This is a genomic window from Bacillus sp. 16GRE42, assembly GCF_019837435.1.
GTDB lineage: Bacteria > Bacillota > Bacilli > Bacillales > Bacillaceae_G > Bacillus_A > Bacillus_A wiedmannii.
Genome location: NZ_JADAXF010000003.1, coordinates 712,824 through 739,259, shown reverse-complemented (window position 1 = coordinate 739,259; position 26,436 = coordinate 712,824). Strand labels below are relative to the sequence as shown.

The window sequence follows — 26,436 nt, the reverse complement described above, 5'->3', positions numbered from 1 at the left end:
ATCATAAATTTCCGCAATTTATTTATAAGAATATAAAGCGTTAACAAGGGTGATGTATATGAGCAAGTTCCGAAAGAAGATGATTAAATATTTGCAAACATTTTGGGGATGCTTAGCATTTGGTGTATTAATGTTTGCTCTCTTCTTAATTATGGATTTAACAGATACACCTCTAAATACATTAGGCTGGAGAGACTTGCTAGGTTCTGCAGCAGGCGCAGTCATTATATCTATTGGGATGTTTACTTTAAATAAATTGGATTTAAAATAAATATTCGGTCAATACTGTATTTAGGCTATATGCCAAGATTCATTTAAAGTAGTCTTCTCTGTATCTCCTAGTATTGAGCAGTTAGCTTTTTCTAGCTGCTCTTTGTTTGTAAAAAACGAACTCAATTGACTACACGCACATATAATATTCTGTGTTCCTTTCTTTATAATTTGAAATAGTCATTACAAAATGAATCTCGTCACGAGAGCACTTTATTGAGTGCTCTTTTTTGATTTTTGAATACTTATTAAATGAAATTTTTGTTTAATTTATAAAATAAAAACGCTTGTCCACTTCACCCCATTCACCATCGTATATTATCCAACCATTATAATCGTATAATTCTTCTTGTATTTTCCATTCACTACGATACATTCTTTAATTCCCCTTAACAATCCTTGCCCTTTTATATAATTGCTTTCCAACTTCATGATTTGCTTTTTGCTACCTTCACCTCCTATGACGAGCAATCATAGGAGATGAAGGTATGAATGAAGAAAATATTGTTTTACATGGAACTGCGGTTAAATCAAGTTTAATCGATTCAACACTCCTATCTATTTTTCGTCATTCACTTTACCGACAGAAGCAACAGGTTCAACGGTATTGATTTAGGAAGCGGACTCCCTTATATATATTAAAAGCTTTTTGGAGTGAACCCATGTTCCTTATATATTATGGAATGGGTTTATATTTGTGACATAAGGACTTATTTTTTTATTTATTTTAATTTTCAAGGGCCTTTTTCTTATACTTGTGTGTTAACCAATTCATAAGTTGTAGTGTGTAAGTGGGTGAATGAATGATAAGGATGGTGTAAAAATGAGTGAATTTAAAAAGAAATTTCATATTCCATGTGATTGTTTTCTCCCCCCTGTACCCCCACCTCAAGTTGGACCGACTGGGCCGACCGGAGCGACTGGACCAACTGGACCAACTGGGCCAACTGGGCCGACCGGAGCGACTGGACCAACTGCTGTAGGATGTTGTCCATGTAATAATGTTCTTAACAACCCTGGATTTGACATACCACCTGTAGGAGTAGATCCAGTTCCAGGTTGGAATCAAGTAGGTTCTGTTTCAGAAGTAGGTTTTCCAAACGTTCATAGTGGTCGTTTTCTGCCAGATGGGTCATTTAGTCTCTTAGCTGCATCAATTGGTCCAGGTGGAAGTATTAATCAAACAGTTGATGTTGACGAAGGTTGTTGTTTTACATTTTCATTTGCTGCAGATGTAAGGGATGGTGCATTTCTTATAGCTTCTGTATCTTTTCCAGAACTTGGGCAAGCATGTCCCCCAGCCCCTGCAACTCTTGGTCCATCAAACATTCCACATATTGTACCAGTTATGAATCAACCACAATCTCTTTTCCAACATTATGTTCTTGTTGTGTGTATACCTGCTACTGTGACTATAGCTTGTATTTCTTTCCAAAATACTGCTACAGGTGGTGAAGGCGCAACAGCCTTTGTTGACAATGTTGTATTTCAACCTACTGGTGGACCTTGCACTTCATGTTCACAAAATTTTTAACACATTAATACGCTTGAAAATTTCCTTTTTTCTGGCGAATACAACAACTATTAAAGAGGGCCTTCTAGCTCTCTTTTTATATTAGGAATCATCATAATCTGGCCCCTCAACCATGACTCCACTCACTATATATTCATTAATAAACCATTGGTTACTCTTCATTTCATTCCAATAACTATTTTATATTAAATCCGCACATCCCTCAGAAGCATACATACGATATTATGTTGTATTCTTTTTCAATATCAGTGTTTAGCTGAGAGTACCTTGGATGGCGCTCTTTAATTTTCAAATAACATTTTTAAGTAATTACGAGAGCGGATTTTATTATGTTGTACAAGCACTACTTCGCCTTTTTAAATAAACTATATAGACATCTAAATGAAGGTAGATTTATATTCATATGGCTGATTACTTTTATAAAGATGGTAAAAAGTATTATAAAAAACAGTCACATTCGGGCAATCAAAAAAACAACTGTTTTATTGATACGCATACAATTGCAGGTTCTGAAGAAAATGCAAATGGAAATATACCTGTATCTGTTTTCCTTGAAACTACCACTCCACAAACTGTATTTGAGGATTTTACAAACAATCACAATAAAACATTAATCCAGTTATTTGTTGTTGGTATGAGTGCACCCGTTCAAGTAACTATTCTAACAAGAAGATCTAGCATACCAATTACTACTACATTACAACCCGTTCAAACAAAAATATTTCAAGTTGAAGATTTTCAAAGTCTTACTCTTACAAAGCAGGAAGGTCCTACTAGTGCAGTTAGTTTATTTGTTCAAAAAACATTTTGTATCTGCTGTAACGATAATAACGACTCATGTGATGAATGTTACCATGAGTGCAATTAATAGATTAAATCACTTGAATAACTCTTTATATAGAGGGTTCTTTTCTTTTTTTAATGTCGTGTGAAATATACCAAGGTTTGAACCCCTAATCCTAGGGATTCTTTATTTAAATAAGAATTTTAGTGAAAATAAATTTACTGTTTATCCTAAAAATTCATACACTTATATGAACTTTAAAAAATACAAAATATAGTCCTTGGTCCAAGAGCACCACACTCTCTGTTGGTGCTCTTTTCAGTTAAATAATACTTTTGCGAAAATTTTGTTGTCTAATTTTTCACTTATCCATTTCACTTTGCTCTATTTTCGCATTTATTATTAGAAATACTAATTTTTTAGAGGTGAAATTATTATGGACGAGTTATTATCTTCCGCTTTAATAAAAGCCTGATTTACTCGGACCTACTTTACCAGCTATTCCACCATTCACTCTGCCTACCGGACCAGGATGTATAGAACCCCTACCAACTTTCACTCAAATCGTCTATTTAAACAAAGCTGGTGATGATTCTGAATACGCACCATTTTTAACAGTGACTGCAGTAATGGCATCAATAACAGATGCTATAGCACCATTTCCGGATCCCTTAAATATAACTAAACGTTATGCTATCTCTATTGGACCTGGCAACTATATCGAACCATTAATTCATTTAAAAGCTAACGTTCAATTAGTAGAAACTAGTACTTTATTTACTAGATTACAAATTCCTTTCGATATAAATGATCCGTCTTGGTTTGATTTAAACTTTTCCCAGGATCCTAGATCTGGGTTTGTTAATCTGACATTACTAAGTTCGCCTCTTGATTTTAACTTTCAAACGGCACAAAGTGTTTCAGGTAAATTATTCTTTGTTAGCGTTAATATAACCCCTACTCCTATATTCACAACTTTATCGACTTCTGTGAATCAAGTGAATATCCGTAATTCAATGTTATCCGCTGGTTATACTCAAAATGGAATTAACATGGAAATGTTTGCTTCGTTCGTTTCTAGTGGCAATATTACTATTAATTCGCAAGCAACCACAGATACCCAAGTCAACTTAGTTGGTGGAGGAATAAATGGTAATGTCATTATTAATGTGCTACCTGGTCATATTCCAATTGCCCCTTAAATTTAACCAGCTTTGCTATTACAGAAAACATCTTCAATCCCAGCCCTAATTCTGGAAATTCATTTGTCAACGGCGCTAATAACGATATTACAAGAGTCAGAGCGACAGTTGATTCATTACCTATTCGTTCCCGAATAAATCTTATAGGAACAAATACATCTTTAATTAGAGTTGATGATGCTTTCGATTTAGCTTATACACCTAATAATCCAGCAAACTAGGCTCCTCTTCCTCCTACTACAGTACAGGAAGCTTTAGATGGAATTGCTGCATTGCTGGCAGTAACTATCGGTACGCCATAAACATCTTAGAATGAACTTAAATCCTAATTTAACACGAGCTAAATTGCTATGATATGTGAAAGAAAAGTCTCTTCAAATCTGATTGGAGAGACTTTTTTGTTACTAAGCAAATCCGATATCTGAAAATTAATATACATCATAAACAAATTGTATTAAACTTTATTTCCATCATTATTTTTTGCATAACCGCTATTTTATTTTCCTCTGCTCTAAAACCAAAATAGAGTAAGCCACAAGTAGCAAACGAACCTAATACGGATCCTATAATGATTTCTAAGCAGAACATAACGTAACTCCTCCTATACATTAATTCAGACATTTATAAAAAAATTAAAATATATAAATCCAACGTAAAACACTTGTTAAGATTGCTGTCATTCGCACTATTTGTTCTGATAACGTTATATAATCAAGATGCAACAAGCGACAAATGTGGGAAATAATATTCGAACATTTTCTTTTTAATACTAAAGATGTCAGTTACTACACCTTTTACATCACCGTTTGGCAAATAGATCATGAATTCTGCTTTATATGTAATTGCATCAAACCGTTTGCCATTCTTTTTATAACCAGGTTGTAGAACAAACGATGGTTGCAATTCGATTGCCTGTATTTCACCTGCACCTTGCTTTTCTTTTAACAGCTCATAATATTTAGACTCGGCTTCTGAATTAAAGATACAACCATCTAGCTCAACCTTTTTATTGTTATATTTGCTCTTTGTTTTTCTCTTTTGTTTTATTAATTAGCTGATTAATTTCACAGACATCATTTATCAAACGTTCCATGTTTCTTCACCCCTTGAATATTTTTCAAATAAAAATACATACTATTTTCAAGCCGCCGTGTCCACGGCTAATACTTCTTTCTTTTGTTACAGCAGAAGCAGGTAGGTTCTTCACTTATCTGCTTTCTCTGTATATTTTTTAAGAAATCGAAAATAATACCAACAAGCTGTTTGAACTAGCAGCTTCACTCTTCTCGTAATGGGGATGCAATTTATTACAATTAGCTAACTCATTGAACTCACTGGCAGACAACCAAAATCGTTGTCTGCTTTTTGTATGAGATTTTTCGTTTTACATATACTACTTTTGAACCTGCAGACCAATACGAACCATTTTGGTGCTTGGGATTTCCCTTCCTGGGGATAAGTATTTTTTACTTATCCCTTTTTGTATAGACACGTACATTTAAGGTAAAGCTAATTACAAGCAGATTTTCTGTTTATGCGTAGTTCTAAACAAGAATACTTTTTCTCCTATTAAAGGACGGCAGGTACGACTGCTAGTCCTTTTTTCTTATATCGCATACTATCCCTTCAGGTAACTTCGTACTACATTACCTTCATCGTCGTAGTAAGCAATTTCCCAATAAGGATGGCAGTTGTGCTTCTCAAGTTCCCCATCGAGCAAAACGAACAAATTAGTTTTCCAGTTTCCAACGATCGTATCCCAATACGAGTTAAATCCTTCATAAACTTCTCTTGTTCCATTTCGATAATTGCGGAATGTGTAATGAAAATACTCGCTCGCTACATTACCTTTTCTTTCAACCAAAGTATTCTGCCGAAATAGTAGACATAATAAGTTCCGTTCTCTTTTTGCTGCAGCATAACATTCCCGTACCGTTTGAATGTGTTACGAATTTCTTTCACCAAATCGTCCAATTCTTTGTTAGCAAAAAATGTTTTCTTATCGTTATACCAATTGATTTTTTCATAACCCGTATCATCATCAGGGCGCTAGTACGAATTGTTTTCTCTCGATTTTTTTTTTCGATTAAATATTGTTCGTACATAAGTTGCACTTGTTCTTGAATTGCGACATGGTAGTAATACCCTTGCTCTACTGGTTTTGGACTATAAAATTCCCTTTATAAGTTTTAAAATTCATTTTAAATACGGTGAATGAAATTTCCGTTTTTTCTCGGTATCACCCTTGTTGTATACAAGCAAAAAAAGCCGCAATATTTTGCGACTCTTTTAAAATTATAACTATTTAACGGCCACGTCTTTGCTGACCTTGTTTTGCACTACTTTTCTTATTACTTGGCTTATTAAATGATCGATTGTTATCATTTCTCGAACTATTTCTTGAATCGTTTCTTGGGCCACCTCTTGAACCACTTCTTGAACCTTCGTGGCTATCTCTTTGACGATATTGATCTGATTTCTTTGGAGCCGGCTTTGGTACCGGTTTTCCATTTTCATCTACACGTTTTATCTTCGGTTGTTCGATTATTTCTCTTTGCAATGGTGCACCAAGCGTTTTTTCAATTTCTTCTAAATGTTTTTCATCTTTCGCTGCAACGAATGTAATTGCAAGACCTGATCCACCTGCACGTCCTGTTCGGCCAATGCGGTGAATATAACTTTCTACATCTTCAGGGATATCAAAGTTAAATACGTGCGTTACACCATCTACATCAAGTCCACGAGCTGCTACATCGGTTGCGATTAAGTACTGAATTTTAGCTTCACGGAAACTCTTCATAACTCTTTCACGTTTCGCTTGAGGTATATCACCATGAAGTTCAGCACAATTATAACCTAGTCCTTTTAAATTATCATAAAGCTTACTTGCTCTAACCTTTGTACGACAGAAAATAACTGCTAAAAATGGCTGATCACGATCCATAACAAAACGAAGTGCATCTGGCTTTGCACGATCTGTCGTCTCAATGACACGCTGCTCAATTGTATTTACCGTTACTTCTTCACTTTGTACTTGAATCATTTGCGGCTCATCCATATAACGTTTCGCCAATTTTTTAATATCTTTTGGCATCGTTGCTGAGAATAACATCGTTTGTTTACTATCAGGTGTCTCATCTAAAATATCTTCAATATCATATAAGAAACCGAAATAAAGCATTTGATCCGCTTCATCTAGTACAATTGTTGAAAGATTACTTAAATCAATTGTTTCACGACGTATATGATCTAATAATCGTCCTGGTGTCGCAACAACAATATGTGTATTGCCTTTTAATTTTCTCAATTGTTGTGCTACATCTTGCCCGCCATAAATCGCTAGTACATTAATATCTTCTCTTTGAACAAGCATTTTTTTAATTTCAGTTGTAATTTGCAGTGCTAGTTCCCTTGTTGGTGCAACGATTAAAGCCTGAACATCACTAGACTCTGGATTGATTTTTTCTAAAATCGGTAACACGAATGCTAACGTTTTACCCGTTCCTGTTTTCGCCTGCCCAATAATATCTTTACCTGACATAATAACAGGAATTGCCTGCTCTTGAATTGGTGTTGCTTCTGTAATTCCATTTTCACGTAATGTATGATTAAAAGTTTCACTAATTCCTAATTCTAAAAAGTTTTTCAAATAGACCACTTCTTTTCCTTATTTTTCACATTAGCTTTCATTGTACCATTTGTTTCGCCAAATATGAAAAATAAAAAAATTCTTATCTTCTTTTTTTATATTCATCGAGTACTAGTTGGACAAATTGTTTTTGTTTTTTCTCGAAATTTATTAATGCTTCCATATTTGCCGAATTCAAAATATACTTCTTAATTTTTCTATTACTCCAAATTAATCTTGTATACTTTGTATCTTCGTGTAGCCTTCGAAACCACTCAAATTCACTTAAGTTGGCAATATGATGTTTTAATTTCATGTCATTTCGAGGGTAAAATGTAATTATAGCCATTATTACATCAAGCAATAAACTCATCTTCTCCCCTCCTATACATATATATTTCAAATTTACGGAAACATAGTTAAAGGGTGATGAAATTGACCACTACATTCATAAAGATATTTTGCATATTTTTCTTACTATATTTTCAATCGACCTCAATTATTATGGCAAAATCTCAAACAAATGTGATAAGTGAATTTAAACATGCTTTATTCAAAAATGATAAAAAATTAATGCAGTCATATGTAACAGAAGGGATTGAACTACCTACTTTCCAAAAGGAAAAACCTATTCATGAAATTAAAATAGTACCATCTCCAAAAGAAAATACCACAGTCCTTATTTCTTATTCCAAAGACACTGATGATGGATTTACTATCGGTTGCATTTTAGAAATAGTAACAAAGAATAATAAAATATCTCGAATTAATCAAATTTATGATGGAACTAACCCTCTTATGAAAGAAGCTACTATTTGTAAAAGAATATGAATTGAAGATTAAGCGTCATATACTAACACCTACAAAATTCCCGTTCGAAATTCACGAATTTCAAGGGTACATCTATAACGATTACTTAGAACTACGATACTACAATAAAGATAGTAATAGGATTTTTAAAATCACTGTTTCACCAGTTCAACATAAATTAGATCAATATGTACATAAGGGAACTAAATTTTACATTTTAAAACATAATATAAAGGCAGTATATAATCCTCATTTTGATTTAGCATATGAACTTATCTTTCAGAAGGACGGTTTTCAATATAAAATCGCCATTGGTAACAAACTATACATAAAAAGAAAATACAGTGTTAATGATTTGATTAGACTTGCAAAATCTATGAATTAAAAAACCGATCTTTTCGATATAGGAAAGATCGGTTTTTTAATTCATACAGTGAGTTTTCCTCCATGATAGCAATAATACCTTGCTGCTTTAAGGTTTTTAATTCTCTTTAAAGATTCTTCCGCTTTTTCTATATCTAAGCAAAAATCCGGATTAGCTATTTCTAATTCACAATTATTTTGAACGGCCGCATCCCCTGTAATTACACAATTTAAATTTGGAAAATATAATGAAATATGCCCCGAAGTATGTCCAGGGGTCGCTACTATTTGACATTCATCATTCAAAATCATTTGACCATCATATACTTTTTCATCGACGGAAATATGTCTTATATTTTTTAATTGTTGTATAAACCACTTACCAAATTCTTTTTCTTCAATTGGCATACGTTGTAACATTTCTTCAGCTTGGACTAGTCTCTCCGATTTTATTTCACCATTAATGTAGTTGGATTCAATTTCACTAGCAATAATATTAACGTGAGGATATTTCACTTTGAAATCATATAAAGATCCTATATGATCGTCATCATAATGAGTAATAATTATATTTTTTAAGTTTTTCATCTCATACCCATGTTTTACAATTGCGACTTCAATTAAAGGTAAAAAATTGATATAACCCGTATCCACTAAAGTTAATTCCTTGTTTAATATAAGTAAGCTCGGATAAATACATTGTTTTGCACCGTTAAATTCGAATTCAATTGGTAGTTCTATTATCTTCATTTTTCTTCCCCCATACCGCTTATTAAATGTTTAATAATAAATAAATCATCCACATACATTTTACTGTACATACTTATGTAACGAAACAATGTGAGTCGTTACATAACAAACATTCTATTATTTTGAACAGGTAATTCCTTATTTTTATGGAAATATAAAATAAGATAAATAATAAAATTGATTATTCCTTCACTTTTTTGTCTATCCTTTTAAAAAATCTATGTTTTTGTAAAAGGAGTGTTTATATGGAGAAACAGACACTTTGGAAAAAATTCAAACAAAGCTCAGCAAGCCTCGGGAAATCTAGCGTATATGAAAGTATTATTTTATACTACACAATGAGAAAAAAAGGGTTACCTACTAAAGCGAAATTTATAATTTTAGCCGCTTTATCCTATTACGTATTAACAATCGACTTCATTCCAGATATAGCTGCTATTATTGGGATTGGCTTATTAGATGATGTTTTAGCAATTGCTATAGCGCATAAATTTGTAATGCGCCATGCGGACGCTGAAATTCGAGAAAAGAGCAAAGTAAAAATGGAGTCATTATTTACTTCAGTACAAGTATAATGATACTGTCTAGTCATTTACCTAGCTTTTTACTTTCAAAAAAGCTAACTTTAATTATTGATAGTTCTATTTAACCTTCACCATGAGATCATTACAGAATACTTTCTTAATTTCTCTTAGCTCTCAAGCCGTAAACAAATAGGGGCCAGCACTTGTTCCTAAGTTCTGACTCCCTATTATTTGTTCTTATATTTATCTGTTATTCAATTCATTCAGGAAAGATTCCCGCAGAGACATCCTTATATAAAGAAAGACCATATTAGTGCAGATAGTTTATACAGTTACATGCGTCCCCCTATACAAAACTGCTATTGCCACTACTATAAGCATCATCCCCATAAAAGCAGGTGCAGCATGACCAAGCGATACATAAATTTGTCCTCCAATAATTGGACCAATCATTCTTGCCAAAGCTTGAATAGATTGGCTACCGCCTTGGATCCTTCCTTGTTCACTAGAATCGACAGACTTTGAGAGCATCCCATTGAATGAAGGCCCGAAAATTGAATCCCCAAAACCAAACATTAACATTCCAACGATAAGTAGTGGATACAGTGAAAACAAAGCAGATGCTGCAATAAAACTATAACCAATAATCTCCGAAACCATCCCAAGTATTGCTATTTGTTTATCACTAAGCTTGATCAAAAGCTTTGGCATTATAAAAGCTTGTGAAATGATATCTTGAAAGCCCATAATTGAAAACATAAGTCCGATTAGTGCAGGTTTCCAGCTAAAAGTATCCATCGTAAATTGTGTAAAAATTGCTTGTAAAGATCCGTTAGGTATCCAAAGCAAAAACGCTGAGACAAGTAACCATTTTAAGTTTTTCATGGAAAGTATGTTTGCCATATGTGCAAAAGGATTTAACCTTACAAAAGTAATTTCTTTTAGCCTATTATTTTTGTCAAGACTCTCAGGCATATATTTCATCCCATATAAAACATTTAATAAAGTTATAAGTGCTCCGAAATATAAAGGTACAGAATGACCAAACTTTGCAAGTAATCCCCCAAGAGTTGGTCCGATAATGGTTCCTGCACCTACCACTGCACTCACCCACCCAAAATACTTCGTTCTCTGTTCTGAGGGAATGATATCTGCAAAATATGCAAAAATTGTACTGATGCTCCCGCCTGTTATTCCTTCTACTATACGTCCAGCAAATAGTACCCATAAAGCCCCTCCTATACCAAAAACTAAGTACCCGATTGCAGAACCGAAAAGGCATATTAAAAGTAATGGACGACGGCCATATTTATCGCTCAAAGCTCCGAGTGCAGGAGCAGCGAAAAACACGCAGACCGCATAAACAGAGGTCAGTAGCGTAACAACTAGAGCCTGTTCTTCCGGACTACTTATATAAGGCTCCACTAAGAATGGCACTACAGGCATAATGATACTGAAACCTATACCACAAAGAAATACAGAAATAAGACCGAATATTAAAGCATGTTTATCTATGTTTTTTTCAGTTTCATTTTTTGATTTAAAAATAGACATTTAATTTCTCCTCTCAAAACACTTTGTTGCTTTGTCAACAAAAATAATAACTCTGTTTTGTTGATTAGTCAACAAAAATAAAATAATAAAAAGGTAGCCTTACCGTGAATAGGCTACCTTTTTATTATTTAAATATATCTCGCATTAACAGGCAAATTTACGACTTAATATGTATACCTTGTTTCTTTATTTCTGCATCCAAATGCCTACTATACTTTTCCACGAAGTTAATTATACTGTCGAATTCTGCCTCGGTTACTTGCTCAAATACAGCTTTATCCCGCTGTTGAAACTCATTGTGCAACTCCTCGTGAATTTTATATATTTCTTTCCCTTGTTCAGTAAGCCTAAAATAGATTTCTTTTTTATTCTCTGATTTCTGGTAACTTTCGATAAGGCCTTTGTTTATGAGCTTCTTAGTCATTCTACTTATTGCACCGCGAGTCACATAAAAAGCCTCTGCAAGTTGTGTCACGTTAGAATCGGAATTGTTTTCAATGTATTCAATACAATGTACTTCAGAAGACTTAAAACCTTTAAGACCTTCTTCCATTTTATCCTTATTAAGCCAAACCATCTTATTATATAATTCCCTGAAACCGTTCATGACCTGTTCTTCCTTATTCATGGTCTATCCTCCTAACAGCTCATTCATACGTTAAAACCATTATAGTGAACTACCCACCACTTAGTATCTCTTACGAGCTTACCCCGAGTGGGGGCTTCTCGGTTCATCGCTACTTTTGATAGCTAACGAATTTGTCTTAAGACAGCCGAGCAAACTCCCTTGTTCCAAAGGTTATTTCTTACGTTTTATATCAATGCGAATAACCGCATGGCTTCTTTTTTGATATTGATAGCTGCGTTATAGTCACGACTGATTGTTAGTCCACACGAACACGCATACGTACGTTCAGATAGTGACATTTCTTTTTTGTTTCCACAACGACTACACATCTTTGTAGAAGGAAACCATTTATCTATTTTCACAAGCTGTTTTCCTTGTTCTTGTAGCTTATATGCTAAAAATGTCGTTAACATCCCCCAGTCGTTATCAGCTACACTCTTACCAAAGCGAAGTGCTCGTGACATTCCTTTCATATGTAAATCTTCGATTGCTACAACGTCAAAATGAGTAGCCAATTCTTTAGACTTGTGATGAAGGAAATTCTTACGTTGATTTGCGACCTTTTCATGCAACTTCGCTACACGAATGCGTCGTTTATTCCAGCGTACCGAATCTTTCACACGTCTGGCTAATACTCGTTGTTCCTTCGCTAATTTGTCTAACATCTGATGATAAAAGCGAGGATAATTGGCTTTCTCATCTTCGCTACTCACATATAATTCAGCCATTGCGAAGTCTAATCCAACTACATTTTGTACTTCTTTTTGTACAATCTCTTTTTCATATTCAGTCAAGATGGACACATAGTATTTACCAGTAGGTGTCATCGAGATCGTACACGATTTGATGATATGACTTGGCGGTATCTCCCTATGTTGCTTCAGTTTCACCATTTTCAATTTCGGTAATTTGATATAACCATGAAATAACATAATATTTCCGTTTACGCGATTCGTTGTATAAGATTTTCTACTCTTTCTACTTTTGAATGTAGGAAAATCACTTTGACCACTAAAAAAGTTCTTATACGCAGTTTGCAAGTTTAATTGCGCGTTAGCCAATGCTAAGGAATCGACCTCTTTCAGCCATTCATACTCCACTTTGTATTTCGCAGGAGTAGGGAATTTTTGTTTCTTCAGCTCTTCCTTGTTCTCATTATATGTTTCGTATATTTCTTTCCGCTCAGCCAGCATTTTATTATACACAAAGCGTACACATCCGAACGTTTTACGTATGAGATGTGCTTGTTCTTCTGTAGGATACAGACGAAATTTGTACGCCTTATTCTGCTTTGGCATTTCCATTCACCTCAGTTTTCGCTTCATTTCCCATAAGCTATGAAGGTGATTATACAACCTGAACATTACATTATTATTATCTACTTTCATTGTTATACCAAACTTTACCTCTTATAAGAATGATTATATCAGAGGCGAAAAAAATAGGAAAACCAAATGTTTGGCTACGCCAAATCGAAATTCATCCCCCACCTACCGCTAGACTTTCGTCTTTCACACGCTTGAGGAAGGAGGCTTCTTTCGGATAATACGTTAAATTTCTGTTTCCGTTTCGACAATATTGATATAATTATTTGAGTTATCTATGAAAGTAGACGATAAAATATAATAATTCACTATACGGAAAATAAAGCATGTATATTATAATATGCCCTACACGGTAAACAAAAAGTAAGATCTAAGATTAGTTGTCTTAGCTCTTCTTCCATAAAATTTATGTTTTTTAAATACTATTTCACTTCATTGGCTACAAAAAATTGCTCACAAACACTGGAAATGCGCTGCAGGTCTACGTTTCCACCAGATATAACCGCGACTACCTTTTTCCCTTTAATATATGGATCCACTTTCCCTGCAAGTAGAGCAGCAGTAGCTAATGCGCCAGCCCCTTCTACAACAGCTTTACCGCGTTGTAATAAGTCTTTCATCGCTACTTCTAATTCACCTTCTGATACAGTTACAATATCATCTACTAATTCTTTTACTACTTCAAAAGTTAAATCGCCTGGTATTTTAACTGCGCAACCATCTGCTATAGTAGGTGCCTCATAATGCTCTACAATCGTACCTTTGTCATAAGATGCCTTCATCCCATGAACATTGTCTGCTTGGACACCAATAATATTAATGGATGGATTAAAAGATTTTAATGCAACAGCAATACCAGAAATAATTCCACCTCCGCCAATTGGTACAATGACAGTATCTACATCCCACATATCATCAAGAATATCTAATCCTATTGTACCTTGACCAGCCATTACTTCTATATCGTCATATGGATGTAAGTATGTTTCACCTGTTTCCTTAATAATCTCCTCACATTTTGCCTTCGCATCATCAAAAGTTTCACCGTATAAAATCACTTCTGATCCATATCCTCTAGTTGCTTCAACTTTCGCCTGAGGGGCAGAAATTGGCATCACAATTTTACTCTTAATACCAAGTAAATGAGCAGATAAAGCAACTCCTTGCGCATGATTACCAGCGGAACAAGCAATTACTCCTCTCTCTTTTTCTTGATCTGTCAACTGTGACATTTTATTAAACGCACCACGAAATTTAAAAGAACCGGTTAATTGCATATTTTCTAATTTCAAGTGAATTTCTCCACCTGTTTTACTAGTCAAATAAAAAGATTTTACTAGTGGCGTTTTACGAGCATTTCTGTCTAAAATGGTTTGGGCTTTTTTAATATCATCTATATGTAACGGTAGTTTTTTAGTTATCATACTAACACCTCTTCCAATGGTCTATTCCTAAGTTTTCGTATGTAGCAACTCCTTTATACGAAACCATCTATATTAAGAAAAAGTCTTTATATATGTACCCCACTCTGTAATACACACATTTGCAAACAATTTAACATCCTCTTCATATCGCGTTCTTTATAATCATTTAAACATGCAATTTGGACCCAATTATTTTTTTGTAAATAAGATGACTCATAATGAACAATGTATCCTTGTAACGCTAACGCATCGCCAATCGCCTTAGAAGACTGATTTTCATTTAATTGAATGGTAACTATAATTGGCGCGGCATGTTCTTTAGGTGAAACAAGATTTAGACCCATATTAGTAATAGCTTGTTCAATATATGCATACGTCTCGTTTATTTTTTCAAATGCTTTTGCATCTTCAAATCTCTTTAATGCTTCTTGCAGTGCATAAATTAAATTCCATGAATGAGAATATGGAATACTTTCATTTTCTTCGTACATACCAACGTCCATATAGGCCGGTAATGTCTCGTTTACTTTCACATTATGATTATAAAAAACGAAAGATAATCCAGTAAACGATTTAATTGCCTTTCCGCTAACACCGCTTGCAAAATATACATCCTTCAAGTCTATCGGTATTGCTCCAATCGAACTGATACAATCTACACATAGCTTCACATTATACTTTTTACTTAAAACATTTAGCTCGTCTAAATCATTTAACATTCCGGTTGATGTTTCATGGTGAACAAACCAAAGCCATTCATAATTGCCAGTTCCCATTATTTTTTCTAATTCGGTATAAATAAACGGTTCTCCCATTTCTTTTTTATACGTATCAAAATGTAATTGCGCGCGTGCTGCATGTCCAACTAATCTATTACCAAATTCCCCATTTGTTAATACTAGTCCTTTCCCTTTTAAAGAACGTAACTGTAAAGCAATGGCATCATTTGCTAACGTCCCTGTTCCTAACATAAGTTGTACATGCTTTGCTTTTGTCATGTGAAGTAACCGTTTTTTCACATTGTCCATCGTCACGTGAAATGACTTAGAACGATGCGAAATAGGCTTAGTAGAAAATGCCTTTCGAACATTTTCTTCAATATCTACTGGACCAGGTAAAAACGTATATTCTTTCGTCATAATTCCCCCAACACTCGATGCTTCAAACATAGCAGGGGTAACATACATTGGCTGGAAGGCTGCTTCTTCTGTACCAACTAACATATGGAAAGATTTGAATCCCATTTGCTCATATAAAGGTAGTTCACGTGTTGTAGCAGAAATGAGTGCCAATTCATATCCATTTAGGAGCAAATAACGATGTAAAAAGCGAATTAAACCTAACAACGCTCTTCCATTTCTATATTCACGTTCTACTGAAAGTAAACGAATTTCATATACGTTTTCTCCATGTTTTTGCAAATAATAATCTAGATTTGGAATTTTATTATCTAACGAGAATGGTCGTTTTCCTCGCAATGTAACCATACCTACTAACTTATCGTCATCTAAACAAATTAAATATGTATTTTCTTCATGGAAACGATCTATACGAACACGCTCTTTCGTTTCTTCATGTTGCGGAATTTCTTCTACAAATGTTTTATAATTCAACTTATGTATACTTTCAAATTCCCAAGCTTGATCAGCAACTTTATAAATTAGCCCCATGTTGTATCTCCTTTATGTATTTAATAAAAATTATAAGTGGAGATTAACTCCACTTATAAAAAGTTCATTTCATTCTCGATTTACATATAAAATAAGTACAATGATAAGTGCACTTAAAATAGTCGTAACAATAGAGTAAGAATACAAAATCATGCAAATTGGTAAACAAGCGATGGTAATTAGTCCTGGCTTAGTAAATCCTTTAAAGATAAAATAAAATATAATGAAAACAGCAACAAGGGTAAGCGCTATCAAATAATCAAATGCAATTAATCCTCCAATAAATGTTGAAATGCCTTTTCCACCCTTGCCTTTAAATAAAATCGGGTAAATATGTCCAAGTAAAACAGCCAGTAAAGCTAACATTACAAATGTAGAATCTTCAAAAAGGGATTTTGCAATAGAAATTACGATTGCCCCTTTGATCGCATCACCTAAAAATGTAGCGATGAAATACCCTTTTCCATATACCCGCCCCATATTTCTTGCGCCAGGATTACCGCTTCCTTCCTGACGAATATCAACATTATGTTTCCATTTCGTCACTATATAAGCGGTCAATATGTTTCCAAATAAATAAGAAGCCACCAAATACAAAAATTGCATACTATTAATCATGTAATCATTCACTTTCTACATGGGAGTACTTATACAATATTCAATGACTATGTATATTGTACTTTTCTTACTTTACATCCCTTTATACATTTTAACATCATATTTTTACAAATCATACAAAAATTCTCATACAGCTATTTATTAAAATATAAATTCTTCATTAAGTAATAGGTTCCTTTCACTGCTAGTTCTGATGGTGATACAAATATAACTTCTCCCATACTTTTCTCGCAGCATTTCTTAAATTCAGCATATATTTCAGGAACGAAACGTAATATACTGCCACTTACTGCAATTGGAATTGATAAATCAAACTGCATCTTATTGTAAATATTCACCGTAATTCTCGTTAATTCCGTAGCCGCTTGCACCATAATTTCACGTGCGTCATCATTCCCATTTCTCGCTTCCTCAATAATGAATGGTGCGATTGCTGCAACTTTATCTTTTGATGAACTATAAACTAGTCTTTTTATATGAGACGACGTCAAAAGTTGAAACTCATCTTGAATCCTTAAGCTTAATGGGCAAAGTGCAACGCCTTGATCAAATTGATTTGCCATTCTCTTTAAACATTGTAATGCAATCCAATATCCACTTCCTTCATCTCCTAAAATATGTCCCCATCCCCCACTATACTCGTACACTTCCCTTTTCTTTCCTATACAAATCGCACCTGTACCGCCAATTGTTAAAATTCCATCCTTTCCTTTTAAAGCAGCTGCATGAGCAATCATTGCGTCATTAAAAACTTCAATTTGTGTTCCATACTTCTTTTTTAGACGTAATGTTAATTCATTTGTATTTGCTCCGCTTGCACCCGCTAATCCTAAACAAATACAAACGCAATGCCCATTTAATAAACCTTCTTGACATTGATCAATCGCTTCCATAATATGAAAAAGTGCTTCTTCAAAATCTATTAATATATTTCCAAAACCACTCGTAGCCCTTTCAAGTTCACTTCCGTCTTGATCAAATGCAATTGCTTCTGTCTTTGTTCCCCCGCCGTCTACTCCAATCATATATTTCATATGTTCGCCTCATTCTCTTCGAATTGGAGGGAATGTTATATTCCCTAAAACTACAGATTGCTTTGCACCTGTTGCACTTGGCACATTACTCGGATTACGATGATACGTTTCGTTTGCTAAAATGGCAAAGGCGATTGCTTCTTTCGCCTCTGAAGAATAGCCTATATCTTCTTGAATGAATATGGCGCATTTTTCATCCTTCAATCCATACCGTATCATTTCAACAAGTGTACGATTATAACTGCCACCACCGCCTAAAATCACCTCATCGATTTCATAATACGGCAGAATAAACTCCTTATATTGATGAACAATTGAACTTGCTGTAAACATCGTGACAGTCGTCACTATATTTTCTTTACTATGCTTTTCATACCGCTTCAATAACTCACTGACAAATTCTTCTCCAAACTGTTCTCTACCAGTTGATTTTGGTGGATTCATTTTCAAAAATGGATGGTTCATACAATATGTCAAAATTTCATCTACAACTACTCCCTGTTTTGCAATTTTACCATTTTGATCATATGACAACTGAAATAGCCTTTGACACATTTCATCAATTACCATATTACCTGGACCAGTATCAAAAGCTATAACGTTCTTATCACTTAGGTGACTTGGTATTACGGTAACATTACCGATCCCGCCAATATTTTGTAGTAGTCTATTTTTAGTTGGATGACGATACAAAATAACCTCTGAATATGGTACAAGTGGTGCACCTTGTCCCCCTGCTGCGATATCCATCGCTCGAAAATTAGAAATAACCGTCGTATTCGTTTCATATGCTATAACTGCTGGTTCTCCAATTTGCAATGTGGAAGGAATCATATTACCATCTTGCTTTGGCTGATGATAAATCGTTTGTCCGTGAGAACCAATTACATCTAATTGTCCCAAAGGAAAATTGGCCTCTTTACAAACTTCCTTTACAGCATTGGCGAAGCATAAACCGAGTTTAAAATTTAAACTGCATATGAGTTGTACATTTGAATTTTCTATTGATAATGCCTGCTGGATCTCATTTTTCATATCATTACTAAATGGCACAGTAGTAAAATGGATGAGTTCAACTTTAGAACCTACACCGCTTCCTTCTATATGAACGAGTGCTACATCTATTCCATCTAATGAAGTACCGGACATAATCCCTGCAATATACATAGCATGCATGACCTCCCCTTTACTAAAAAACAATCATGTAAGTTACAAACGTACAACCGATCGAAAATAATATAAATCTATAAAATAACTGAGCTTTTGATGCAAACGATCCATCAATAAAAGAAACAACTACTGTAAGCAAAATACTTGCCGCAATGCTTGTAACGAGCCATATACTATGCATTTGTGATAGATGTAGCATTCTTAATAAAGGTACGAAAAGGAAATTCGCACATATCACTCCAAATAGTAATAAAAATACACCTTTATAACTAAATTTTATATTCATTCCATTTCACCCTCTCTGGACTTCATGTGAAAGAAGTGATAGACAAAATGCCTATCACTCAAAATAAAATATAAAACTTACGGATTAACAGATTCCCCATCACCATTTTTCTCAATTTCAAGCATGTTTTTGTCGTACATTTTAAAGAATGGTAAATAAATAAGGAATGATATTGTTATGTTTATAAATACGAGTACAATCGCTCTCCAATCCCCACCTGTTGCTAAATATGCACCAATTGGAGCTGGTAATGTCCATGGAGGCATTATATGTGTTGGTGTAACAAACCCCATCGCGGTTGCTGAGTATGCAATAGTTGCTGTTACTAGTGGTGTAATGATAAATGGGATAATTAATATTGGGTTTAGTACAATTGGCAATCCAAAAATAACAGGTTCATTAATATTAAAAATACCAGGCACAATACAAGTTCTTGATAATGCTTTCGAATATTTTGATCGACCAAATACAATCATAGCTAATACAAGTCCTAACGTCGCACCAGAACCACCAATCCATATAAACCATTGGTATAATGGTTCTGGTGAAATGAATGGTAACTGATTTGCGCCACTAGCAACTGCTTCACCATTTTTCCCTAAATATACTTCCCATAATGGCCGGGCAACAGTTCCAACAACCGACACACCATGTATTCCGAATGACCAAAAAAATGTAATTAAAAATACTGGAATGATTACACCGAAGTAACTATCACCAGCTTTTACTAACGGTGCCGCTAATTTATCAACTACATGATGTAAATCAATACTAAAAACGACAGTTACTAAACTCATTAAAATAATAACGAATGCAGCAGGTATAAGTGCTTCAAACGAACGTGAAACAGACAGCGGTACTTGTTCTGGCATTTTAATCATTACATTTTTCGTCTTACAAAATCTTAAAATCTCAACTGATAAAATAGAAACAATCATTGTCACGAATAATCCATGACCTCCGAGATTTGTCATCGGAAGCATAAACCCTTTTTTATCAATTAATTCAGGCGTTAATGTTAATAGTAATGAACATACTGCAAGCTGTGCTCCTGATAAAGCATCTAGCTTATAACTTTTCGCTAAATTATACCCTATTCCAAATGCTATATATAAAGACATAATAAACATCGTTAAACGATATGGTATTAATATACTTGTTTGATTTTTTAATGCCCAAACAGATATGAAACTATCTTTCGGTAATGGTGGAAATGCTACGATTAAAAAGAAACTTCCTACAATAATAAATGGTAACGCTGAAATAACTCCATCACGGATTGCTTGTAAATGCCTCTGTTCAGAAAGCCTTGCCATCGGTCCAGATAAGTTTCTATCAAGAAACGTGACAAATTTATTCATAACGCTTCCCCCTAACTAATTAAATCATTTACAGTTTTTAATAAAGTCGGTCCGCCAAGCGGCGTGTATGCTTGTGGCGGTATGATACCGCACGGGATAGATTCCTCTTCTGCGAATTTTTTAACAGAGTCAAATCTATGTCTTACTTGAGGTGCAACCATTACAACGTCCCAGCCATTCTTTACTTCTTCCTCTATCTCACTTGTTCCAATGGCATAGACTTCCATGTTTACACCTTTTTTCTCCGCCTCTTTTTTTAAAGCGTTTACAACAATTGCACTGGACATCCCTCCAGAACAAACGAATAAAACCTTCATTTATTAATCCTCCTATACTTATAAATTATCCCCTTCGGATGAAAGGAAGTTTCACTTTACTAACAAGCATATGAAGAAGTAAAAGAATTTAGTTATATTGAAAGTAAATTTCAGTAAAAATATTTTTCCTATTAAATTAATGTTTCAATATTTATTTTTCTCAATTGTAAGTACAACCTCACCTCGGATATCATATTAGCTAACCATATAATAGGGAGGCGTATAAATAATCATGAAACGTTTATTAGTGATATGTTGTATCGGCATCTTTTTTATTCCTTTCTCTTTCATTTCTCCTCACTCTACTTACGCTGAAGTAAATACTACGTATAAAAAACACGAATTACGTGCTGTATGGATTGCATCTGTACTTAATATTGACTGGCCCTCAAAAACTGGCTTACCTATCGCAAATCAAAAACAAGAGTTTATTAGATTATTAGACGATGTAAAAAACACTGGTATGAATGCAGTTGTTGTACAAATAAAACCAACCGCTGATGCTTTTTACCCTTCCAATTACGGTCCTTGGTCTGAATACATTACAGGTACACAAGGAAAAGATCCTGGATACGACCCGCTCGCATTTATGATTGAAGAAGCACATAAAAGAAATATAGAATTCCACGCATGGATTAATCCATACCGAATAACGATGAATCACACTGATATAAATCGGTTATCGGATAACCACCCTGCAAAACAGCATCCGGATTGGGTTGTACCTTATGGAGGAAAGTTATATTACAACCCTGGTATTCCAGAAGTGAAAAAATTTATTACAGAAGGCGCTTTAGAAATCGTACAAAATTACGATATTGATGCACTGCATATGGATGATTATTTTTATCCATATAAAGTAGCGGGTGAACAATTCCCCGATCAAAAAACGTTCGAAACGTATAATAATGGTAGATTTACAAATATAGAAGATTGGCGACGTGACAATGTAAATGAACTTGTCAAAGGTTTAAATACTGCTATAAAACAAGAAAAATCATACGTAAAGTTTGGCATAAGTCCGTTCGGCGTATGGCGAAATATAGCTGACGATCCAACTGGCTCTAACACAACTGCAGGTCAAAGAAACTATGATGACCTTTATGCCGATACACGTGAATGGATACAAAAAGGATATATTGACTACATTACACCACAAATTTATTGGAATATTGGTTTCACACCAGCTGCATATGACATATTAGTAGATTGGTGGGTAAAAGAAACAAATAATAAACCGATTCACCTATACATCGGTCAGGCGGCCTATAAAATTAATAATAATTCTGTCCCAGCTTGGTCTAATCCTGAAGAATATCCAAGACAAATTGCATTAAACCGGTTATATCCTGAAATAAAAGGTAGTATGCATTTTAGCTTAAAAGATATTAATAACAATCCAATAGGGGTTAAAGATAGACTCGCAAAAGACATATATAAACATCCTGCATTAATCCCATCTATGCCTTGGCTTGATCATGATCCACCAAAACAACCGACTTTAAAAGGGGCCATTCCAAGAGAAGAAGGTATTGCTGTAGGTATCATTGATGATAGAGAGAATGATTCTGCTTATTACGCCATTTACCGTGTGAATGGAAAAAATGAAGTGGATATAGAAAATCCGAAACATTTACTTACTACTGTAAGAAAAACAAAACTTGGAGAAATTTATGTAGATAAAACAGCTATTTCTGGAGAAACATATACGTATGTAGTAACTGCAGTTGATCGATTGCATAATGAAAGTGTTGCATCTAGTCATACTACCGTTAAAGCAAAATAACAACTAATAAAAAACGCCTTAAAAGCTAAGAACTATAGCTTTAAGGCGCTTTTTTTATTTATTCTTAAATTTCTCAGTCGCTGCTCTCATCTTCACATTCAAATCGTGATCAATCGAGTCACGAATATCTCGCTCGACTACTTCCATTTCTTTTTGGAAATTTTGCAAGTAGATTTTTAATTCTTCTTCTTTTTCTGGTCGTTGTGAAGGTGGTAATTGTACGACTAACGATAGCATCGCTGTTAAATCTTTCATTAAGAATGTTTCAAGTTTATGTTGTTGTTCAAACATACGCTGCTCCTGATAATACGGCAAGGCATTTAATACTGAAATTGTAATTTCATCAACCGTTCTTTGTAATGAAGGGTTTATTGAGCGTTTATACGCTTGAATTGTATTTAATGCATCTGGATATCGATCATAAAAATACAATTTATAAAACGATAAGTCTGTCGGTTTTACTGTTTGCTGCGTTTCTTGTCTTAAAAAATCTTTTACTTTCATCGCCGCTACATCAATATCTTCATTTGTAAGTTTTTTCGTTGTTTTTGCCATTACATGTACTTTTTTCTGTTTTTCTTTCGGTAACATTGAGAATACTTGCTCTCTCGTACGTTGACCCGATGCACAGAAAAGCGTGTTTAATGTATATTGTTCTTTCTTTCCTTCCGTACGAATCCAGCGATAAAAAAGTGGATGTTGTGTAAATTCTTGTAGAAACGGCAAAGATTTATTCGATAACTTATCTAAAGAATCGTGTGCCCTTTTATATGGTTTCGTCCATGAAAAAAACAGTTTGCGTCCGAAATATACAACTAAAACAACGACAGTAAATGCGATTAAAAGCAATGTACCCAATAGTACTAATACTGTTTGAATGAAACTCATTTTTTCACCTCCTCTAAAAGTCTGTTATTTCCTTGGACGCTGAATGAGTTTTTGTTTCATTTCATCATTAAATGTGTCTAGTTCAATAACAAACTTCTTACTTGACTCTATAATACGTTCTGATGATTTCTCAGAAGCTTCAATCGCAGCAAATACGTTTTGGAATGATTCGCGTAATTTATCCATGCTAATTGCAGGATTTTCAAGTAGTTTTGTTGTTTCTTCTGTATTTTGTTTTAATGCTTGTGAGTTACTTAATACCATTGATTCAATTGCTTCATTTGTCGCATTCACTGCATCAATTGTTTTACGTTGATTTGTTAGGGCTAACTGGATAGCAGCTGAAACTGTTACAACGTTTTGCGTCATCGTAATTGCATTACGAATTGCCTCTGTTAACTTTTCATTATTTTTTTTAATAATGTCTACAGATGCGATAGATTGTAATAGTACACTTTTCGCTTGCTGCATATTTCGTGTACGTACTAGAATTTTTTCTAATGCATCATTAATTAATGGAATATCTCTTTGACGTTCTGGATTTTGTTTCTCAGCTTCCAGCATACCAGCGAGTTTTCTTCCTAAGTATACTTGTTTATCCAGAGCGTGAATTTTATCGTGCGATTGTTCTTTAAGCATCTCAAGGCCAACTGTATCTTCTTGTAAGTTGTCACGACCAATTAGAAGGGATCTTATAATCTCTTCAATTTGTTTATCTATAGATTGATATTTATGCACGTATGTTTCAAGTGGATTTTTCTTGAATACTTTAAACATAATTTTCTTCATACCACTTGCTTTTAATGAATTCGGATCAAGCTCTGATACCACTTTGCGTAATTCTAACAATGTATTTGGAATTTCTTCATTCTTTCCATTCATCATCGCTGTTACAGGACGTTTTAATGCTGATAACGTTTGTCCTGCTGCTTGTTGCTCTTTATCCCCTAAATCTCCTAGCTGTGACAATACTTTTGATAAATCCGTATTTTGCTCGCTATTTAATTTTTGTACATAAAGATCAGCTTCTTTATTCAGTTCCTCTAATTCTTGATCTTTTATAACTGTATCTACTACTACTTCTACATTATTATCTTTCACAATGGATACAGGTTCTTTTTTCTCGAGTTCAGTCAACAAAATCGCTCCTTTATTTATATGTGCGAATTTATATGCACTATATTTCATCTATTATATCGTATTTCATATACATTCTAACTGCTTGAAATCGATTTTTTTAGAAATGCCTGTCTATGCAGTCATTCCCTGTTTCTTAGTATAAGTATACCTGTTCTCAACATTATTTTCCTCAGACTTAAGACCTAGAGAACAACATGCTGAAGGCGGATTCTTCGTATGTTACGTATATAAATTACGTCCTTCCCATCCTACTGTACTCAATCTTTTGACATACACCCTTCTTAAATGTGATAATTATATTACGCTTAATCCTAACTCTTCTTAAGCGCTACAAATGCTCCATTTTGAAATGCCAATAAGACCGTTTCAAACATTTCATCTTCTTCAATCATTTTTCTAAACTCGGCTAACTCACTTGCATGAGAGGTTGCATTATCAACAACAAGAAAACCCTTTGGTTGTAAAATGCGTTTTATATGCTCAAGCCACCACATGTATTGCGTACGCTCTGAATCTAGGAAAATAAAATCAAATGAGTGATCTAATTGTGCATCTAAAAATGCCCCTGCTTCTTGATTATGAACATCAATCCTTTGTAAAAGGTTTGCCTTTTCAAAATTGACAAGTGCCTCTCCAACTCGTTCTGAAGAAAGCTCTACAGTTGTTACATTTCCATTTGTTTCTTCTACCGCGTTAGCTAACCACAATGTAGAATAACCATTAGAAGTTCCGATTTCTAAAATGTTTTTTGCGCTACACCCTTTTACTAAAATCGATAAAAACTGCCCCATCTCACGAGTAATATTCCGTAATTTTTCTTCCCGTGTTTTTTTATTTCGATCATGCTCTTCTCCATATTGTTCAAGTTGAAATAATAATGAATCTAACGTATCCATTTTTTCATCGCCTTTCCAAAGCAATATGATGAAAAAGCTCTTGCTGCCCGTCTACTTTCATTATATGCGAAACAAAAACCTTTTTCCCGTTATATGACAAAGATTTGAATTTTTTTATAGCATATTGTTTCGTTTTTTGGTAAAGTTAATTTCTACGTGCAATTATTCCATTCATACTATTTTTAATTCGATTGCAGTTATTAAAAAATACAAACCCCAATTAAATGAATCGGTATTTCAAATTCAATTAAGCGCCCTTTCCGGACGCATTTTCTTTTGTTTATATATTTCTAGAAGAAAGGATGCTTACAATGAACGTGATTAGCTTAGATGCTGCTCGAAAGCGCAAACAACATAAAAAATTAATGATTACTATACCGATTATTTCACGTATTTATGAAGAAGACGGGGAAATTAAATTTGAGGTAGCCGGCGAAAAAGATGTACCTCTTGAAATGTTAGAGAAATAATAAA

General features: G+C 34.2%; 26 protein-coding genes and 2 pseudogenes. 8 read left to right on the top strand and 20 right to left on the bottom strand.

Annotated features, from left to right (window positions below; translation table 11 throughout):
• Positions 1-58 precede the first annotated feature (58 nt).
• The 4 genes and pseudogenes from ILS93_RS20220 to ILS93_RS20205 form a co-directional block, all read left to right on the top strand.
• Positions 59-271: a hypothetical protein gene (locus tag ILS93_RS20220; RefSeq protein WP_000033161.1), complete on the top strand. Its 213-nt coding sequence runs from the start codon at positions 59-61 to the stop codon at positions 269-271.
• An 822-nt stretch (positions 272-1,093) separates the two neighbouring features.
• The gene (locus tag ILS93_RS20215; protein WP_064474165.1) at positions 1,094-1,804 is read left to right on the top strand and encodes a hypothetical protein; all 711 of its coding nucleotides are present in this window, start codon (positions 1,094-1,096) and stop codon (positions 1,802-1,804) included.
• A gap of 403 nt (positions 1,805-2,207) precedes the next feature.
• Positions 2,208-2,672: a hypothetical protein gene (locus ILS93_RS20210; protein ID WP_064474155.1), complete on the top strand. Its 465-nt coding sequence runs from the start codon at positions 2,208-2,210 to the stop codon at positions 2,670-2,672.
• Positions 2,673-3,097: 425 nt separating this feature from the next.
• Positions 3,098-4,092: pseudogene (locus ILS93_RS20205) on the top strand (exosporium leader peptide); the annotation flags it as partial.
• Positions 4,093-4,228: 136 nt separating this feature from the next.
• Here ILS93_RS20205 and ILS93_RS20200 read toward each other — a convergent pair.
• The 5 genes from ILS93_RS20200 to ILS93_RS20180 form a co-directional block, all read right to left on the bottom strand.
• Positions 4,229-4,378, bottom strand: coding sequence for a hypothetical protein (locus tag ILS93_RS20200; protein WP_176546182.1), 150 nt, complete (start codon positions 4,376-4,378; stop codon positions 4,229-4,231).
• A 123-nt stretch (positions 4,379-4,501) separates the two neighbouring features.
• Positions 4,502-4,837: a DUF1064 domain-containing protein gene (locus ILS93_RS20195; RefSeq protein ID WP_081257102.1), complete on the bottom strand. Its 336-nt coding sequence runs from the start codon at positions 4,835-4,837 to the stop codon at positions 4,502-4,504.
• Between the two features lie 594 nt (positions 4,838-5,431).
• Positions 5,432-5,590 (bottom strand): hypothetical protein, encoded by a 159-nt coding sequence (locus ILS93_RS20190; RefSeq protein ID WP_218012029.1) that lies wholly within the window; start codon positions 5,588-5,590, stop codon positions 5,432-5,434.
• 505 nt (positions 5,591-6,095) lie between these two features.
• Positions 6,096-7,448, bottom strand: coding sequence for a DEAD/DEAH box helicase (locus ILS93_RS20185; protein ID WP_064474153.1), 1,353 nt, complete (start codon positions 7,446-7,448; stop codon positions 6,096-6,098).
• Between the two features lie 73 nt (positions 7,449-7,521).
• The gene (locus tag ILS93_RS20180; protein ID WP_064474152.1) at positions 7,522-7,791 is read right to left on the bottom strand and encodes a hypothetical protein; all 270 of its coding nucleotides are present in this window, start codon (positions 7,789-7,791) and stop codon (positions 7,522-7,524) included.
• 62 nt (positions 7,792-7,853) lie between these two features.
• Here ILS93_RS20180 and ILS93_RS20175 point away from each other — a divergent pair.
• Positions 7,854-8,613, top strand: a pseudogene (locus tag ILS93_RS20175) (hypothetical protein).
• Between the two features lie 41 nt (positions 8,614-8,654).
• Here ILS93_RS20175 and ILS93_RS20170 read toward each other — a convergent pair.
• A complete protein-coding gene (locus ILS93_RS20170; RefSeq protein ID WP_064474150.1) occupies positions 8,655-9,341 on the bottom strand; it encodes an MBL fold metallo-hydrolase in 687 nt (228 codons plus the stop codon).
• A gap of 245 nt (positions 9,342-9,586) precedes the next feature.
• On the opposite strand from ILS93_RS20170, the gene ILS93_RS20165 reads away from it, so the two are divergent.
• A complete protein-coding gene (locus tag ILS93_RS20165; RefSeq protein ID WP_064474149.1) occupies positions 9,587-9,916 on the top strand; it encodes a YkvA family protein in 330 nt (109 codons plus the stop codon).
• A gap of 273 nt (positions 9,917-10,189) precedes the next feature.
• Here ILS93_RS20165 and ILS93_RS20160 read toward each other — a convergent pair whose 3' ends face one another.
• The 11 genes from ILS93_RS20160 to ILS93_RS20110 all read right to left on the bottom strand — a co-directional run bounded on the left by ILS93_RS20160 (position 10,190) and on the right by ILS93_RS20110 (position 21,252).
• The gene (locus ILS93_RS20160; RefSeq protein WP_222661165.1) at positions 10,190-11,419 is read right to left on the bottom strand and encodes an MFS transporter; all 1,230 of its coding nucleotides are present in this window, start codon (positions 11,417-11,419) and stop codon (positions 10,190-10,192) included.
• Between the two features lie 157 nt (positions 11,420-11,576).
• Entirely contained in the window at positions 11,577-12,047 is a 471-nt protein-coding gene (locus tag ILS93_RS20155; protein ID WP_064474147.1) for a MarR family transcriptional regulator, read from the bottom strand.
• A gap of 185 nt (positions 12,048-12,232) precedes the next feature.
• Positions 12,233-13,345 (bottom strand): RNA-guided endonuclease TnpB family protein, encoded by a 1,113-nt coding sequence (locus ILS93_RS20150; RefSeq protein ID WP_222661163.1) that lies wholly within the window; start codon positions 13,343-13,345, stop codon positions 12,233-12,235.
• A gap of 449 nt (positions 13,346-13,794) precedes the next feature.
• Positions 13,795-14,796, bottom strand: a complete 1,002-nt coding sequence (gene tdcB / locus ILS93_RS20145) for a bifunctional threonine ammonia-lyase/L-serine ammonia-lyase TdcB (protein ID WP_064474145.1) — start codon at positions 14,794-14,796, stop codon at positions 13,795-13,797.
• An 86-nt stretch (positions 14,797-14,882) separates the two neighbouring features.
• Entirely contained in the window at positions 14,883-16,466 is a 1,584-nt protein-coding gene (locus tag ILS93_RS20140) for an aminotransferase class V-fold PLP-dependent enzyme (RefSeq protein WP_088048198.1), read from the bottom strand.
• Between the two features lie 69 nt (positions 16,467-16,535).
• On the bottom strand, positions 16,536-17,084 hold the full coding sequence (gene plsY / locus ILS93_RS20135) for a glycerol-3-phosphate 1-O-acyltransferase PlsY (RefSeq protein WP_064474143.1): 549 nt from the start codon (positions 17,082-17,084) through the stop codon (positions 16,536-16,538).
• Positions 17,085-17,218: 134 nt separating this feature from the next.
• The gene (locus ILS93_RS20130; RefSeq protein ID WP_064474142.1) at positions 17,219-18,118 is read right to left on the bottom strand and encodes a BadF/BadG/BcrA/BcrD ATPase family protein; all 900 of its coding nucleotides are present in this window, start codon (positions 18,116-18,118) and stop codon (positions 17,219-17,221) included.
• A 9-nt stretch (positions 18,119-18,127) separates the two neighbouring features.
• Positions 18,128-19,285 (bottom strand): anhydro-N-acetylmuramic acid kinase AnmK, encoded by a 1,158-nt coding sequence (gene anmK / locus ILS93_RS20125; RefSeq protein ID WP_064474164.1) that lies wholly within the window; start codon positions 19,283-19,285, stop codon positions 18,128-18,130.
• 22 nt (positions 19,286-19,307) lie between these two features.
• Complete coding sequence (locus ILS93_RS20120; RefSeq protein WP_016126936.1) at positions 19,308-19,574, bottom strand: hypothetical protein; 267 nt, start codon at positions 19,572-19,574, stop codon at positions 19,308-19,310.
• Between the two features lie 77 nt (positions 19,575-19,651).
• Positions 19,652-20,935, bottom strand: a complete 1,284-nt coding sequence (locus ILS93_RS20115; RefSeq protein WP_222661161.1) for a PTS sugar transporter subunit IIC — start codon at positions 20,933-20,935, stop codon at positions 19,652-19,654.
• Between the two features lie 11 nt (positions 20,936-20,946).
• Positions 20,947-21,252: a PTS sugar transporter subunit IIB gene (locus ILS93_RS20110; RefSeq protein ID WP_064474141.1), complete on the bottom strand. Its 306-nt coding sequence runs from the start codon at positions 21,250-21,252 to the stop codon at positions 20,947-20,949.
• A 226-nt stretch (positions 21,253-21,478) separates the two neighbouring features.
• Between ILS93_RS20110 and ILS93_RS20105 the strand changes: the two genes are divergently transcribed.
• Positions 21,479-23,038, top strand: a complete 1,560-nt coding sequence (locus tag ILS93_RS20105) for a glycoside hydrolase family 10-like protein (protein ID WP_088048199.1) — start codon at positions 21,479-21,481, stop codon at positions 23,036-23,038.
• Positions 23,039-23,092: 54 nt separating this feature from the next.
• Here ILS93_RS20105 and ILS93_RS20100 read toward each other — a convergent pair whose 3' ends face one another.
• The 3 genes from ILS93_RS20100 to ILS93_RS20090 form a co-directional block, all read right to left on the bottom strand.
• Positions 23,093-23,926 (bottom strand): DUF3974 domain-containing protein, encoded by an 834-nt coding sequence (locus ILS93_RS20100; protein ID WP_064474139.1) that lies wholly within the window; start codon positions 23,924-23,926, stop codon positions 23,093-23,095.
• A gap of 24 nt (positions 23,927-23,950) precedes the next feature.
• A complete protein-coding gene (locus ILS93_RS20095) occupies positions 23,951-25,063 on the bottom strand; it encodes a toxic anion resistance protein (RefSeq protein ID WP_000137410.1) in 1,113 nt (370 codons plus the stop codon).
• Between the two features lie 314 nt (positions 25,064-25,377).
• Positions 25,378-25,962: an O-methyltransferase gene (locus tag ILS93_RS20090; RefSeq protein WP_000380142.1), complete on the bottom strand. Its 585-nt coding sequence runs from the start codon at positions 25,960-25,962 to the stop codon at positions 25,378-25,380.
• Between the two features lie 311 nt (positions 25,963-26,273).
• On the opposite strand from ILS93_RS20090, the gene ILS93_RS20085 reads away from it, so the two are divergent.
• Complete coding sequence (locus ILS93_RS20085; RefSeq protein WP_001100983.1) at positions 26,274-26,432, top strand: hypothetical protein; 159 nt, start codon at positions 26,274-26,276, stop codon at positions 26,430-26,432.
• Positions 26,433-26,436: the final 4 nt, after the last annotated feature.

What these genes read in the sequence shown, in the direction of transcription:
- ILS93_RS20165 (WP_064474149.1), top strand. Translation starts at nt 9,587, where the DNA reads ATGGAGAAACAGACACTTTGGAAAAAATTCAAACAAAGCTCAGCAAGC.
- ILS93_RS20120 (WP_016126936.1), bottom strand. Translation starts at nt 19,574, where the DNA reads ATGAATATAAAATTTAGTTATAAAGGTGTATTTTTATTACTATTTGGA.
- ILS93_RS20130 (WP_064474142.1), bottom strand. Translation starts at nt 18,118, where the DNA reads ATGAAATATATGATTGGAGTAGACGGCGGGGGAACAAAGACAGAAGCA.
- ILS93_RS20115 (WP_222661161.1), bottom strand. Translation starts at nt 20,935, where the DNA reads ATGAATAAATTTGTCACGTTTCTTGATAGAAACTTATCTGGACCGATG.
- ILS93_RS20100 (WP_064474139.1), bottom strand. Translation starts at nt 23,926, where the DNA reads ATGAGTTTCATTCAAACAGTATTAGTACTATTGGGTACATTGCTTTTA.
- ILS93_RS20180 (WP_064474152.1), bottom strand. Translation starts at nt 7,791, where the DNA reads ATGAGTTTATTGCTTGATGTAATAATGGCTATAATTACATTTTACCCT.
- ILS93_RS20210 (WP_064474155.1), top strand. Translation starts at nt 2,208, where the DNA reads ATGGCTGATTACTTTTATAAAGATGGTAAAAAGTATTATAAAAAACAG.
- ILS93_RS20085 (WP_001100983.1), top strand. Translation starts at nt 26,274, where the DNA reads ATGAACGTGATTAGCTTAGATGCTGCTCGAAAGCGCAAACAACATAAA.
- ILS93_RS20190 (WP_218012029.1), bottom strand. Translation starts at nt 5,590, where the DNA reads ATGGAACAAGAGAAGTTTATGAAGGATTTAACTCGTATTGGGATACGA.
- plsY (WP_064474143.1), bottom strand. Translation starts at nt 17,084, where the DNA reads ATGATTAATAGTATGCAATTTTTGTATTTGGTGGCTTCTTATTTATTT.
- ILS93_RS20220 (WP_000033161.1), top strand. Translation starts at nt 59, where the DNA reads ATGAGCAAGTTCCGAAAGAAGATGATTAAATATTTGCAAACATTTTGG.
- ILS93_RS20090 (WP_000380142.1), bottom strand. Translation starts at nt 25,962, where the DNA reads ATGGATACGTTAGATTCATTATTATTTCAACTTGAACAATATGGAGAA.
- ILS93_RS20150 (WP_222661163.1), bottom strand. Translation starts at nt 13,345, where the DNA reads ATGCCAAAGCAGAATAAGGCGTACAAATTTCGTCTGTATCCTACAGAA.
- ILS93_RS20170 (WP_064474150.1), bottom strand. Translation starts at nt 9,341, where the DNA reads ATGAAGATAATAGAACTACCAATTGAATTCGAATTTAACGGTGCAAAA.
- ILS93_RS20160 (WP_222661165.1), bottom strand. Translation starts at nt 11,419, where the DNA reads ATGTCTATTTTTAAATCAAAAAATGAAACTGAAAAAAACATAGATAAA.
- ILS93_RS20155 (WP_064474147.1), bottom strand. Translation starts at nt 12,047, where the DNA reads ATGAATAAGGAAGAACAGGTCATGAACGGTTTCAGGGAATTATATAAT.
- ILS93_RS20110 (WP_064474141.1), bottom strand. Translation starts at nt 21,252, where the DNA reads ATGAAGGTTTTATTCGTTTGTTCTGGAGGGATGTCCAGTGCAATTGTT.
- tdcB (WP_064474145.1), bottom strand. Translation starts at nt 14,796, where the DNA reads ATGATAACTAAAAAACTACCGTTACATATAGATGATATTAAAAAAGCC.
- ILS93_RS20140 (WP_088048198.1), bottom strand. Translation starts at nt 16,466, where the DNA reads ATGGGGCTAATTTATAAAGTTGCTGATCAAGCTTGGGAATTTGAAAGT.
- ILS93_RS20215 (WP_064474165.1), top strand. Translation starts at nt 1,094, where the DNA reads ATGAGTGAATTTAAAAAGAAATTTCATATTCCATGTGATTGTTTTCTC.
- anmK (WP_064474164.1), bottom strand. Translation starts at nt 19,285, where the DNA reads ATGTATATTGCAGGGATTATGTCCGGTACTTCATTAGATGGAATAGAT.
- ILS93_RS20200 (WP_176546182.1), bottom strand. Translation starts at nt 4,378, where the DNA reads ATGTTCTGCTTAGAAATCATTATAGGATCCGTATTAGGTTCGTTTGCT.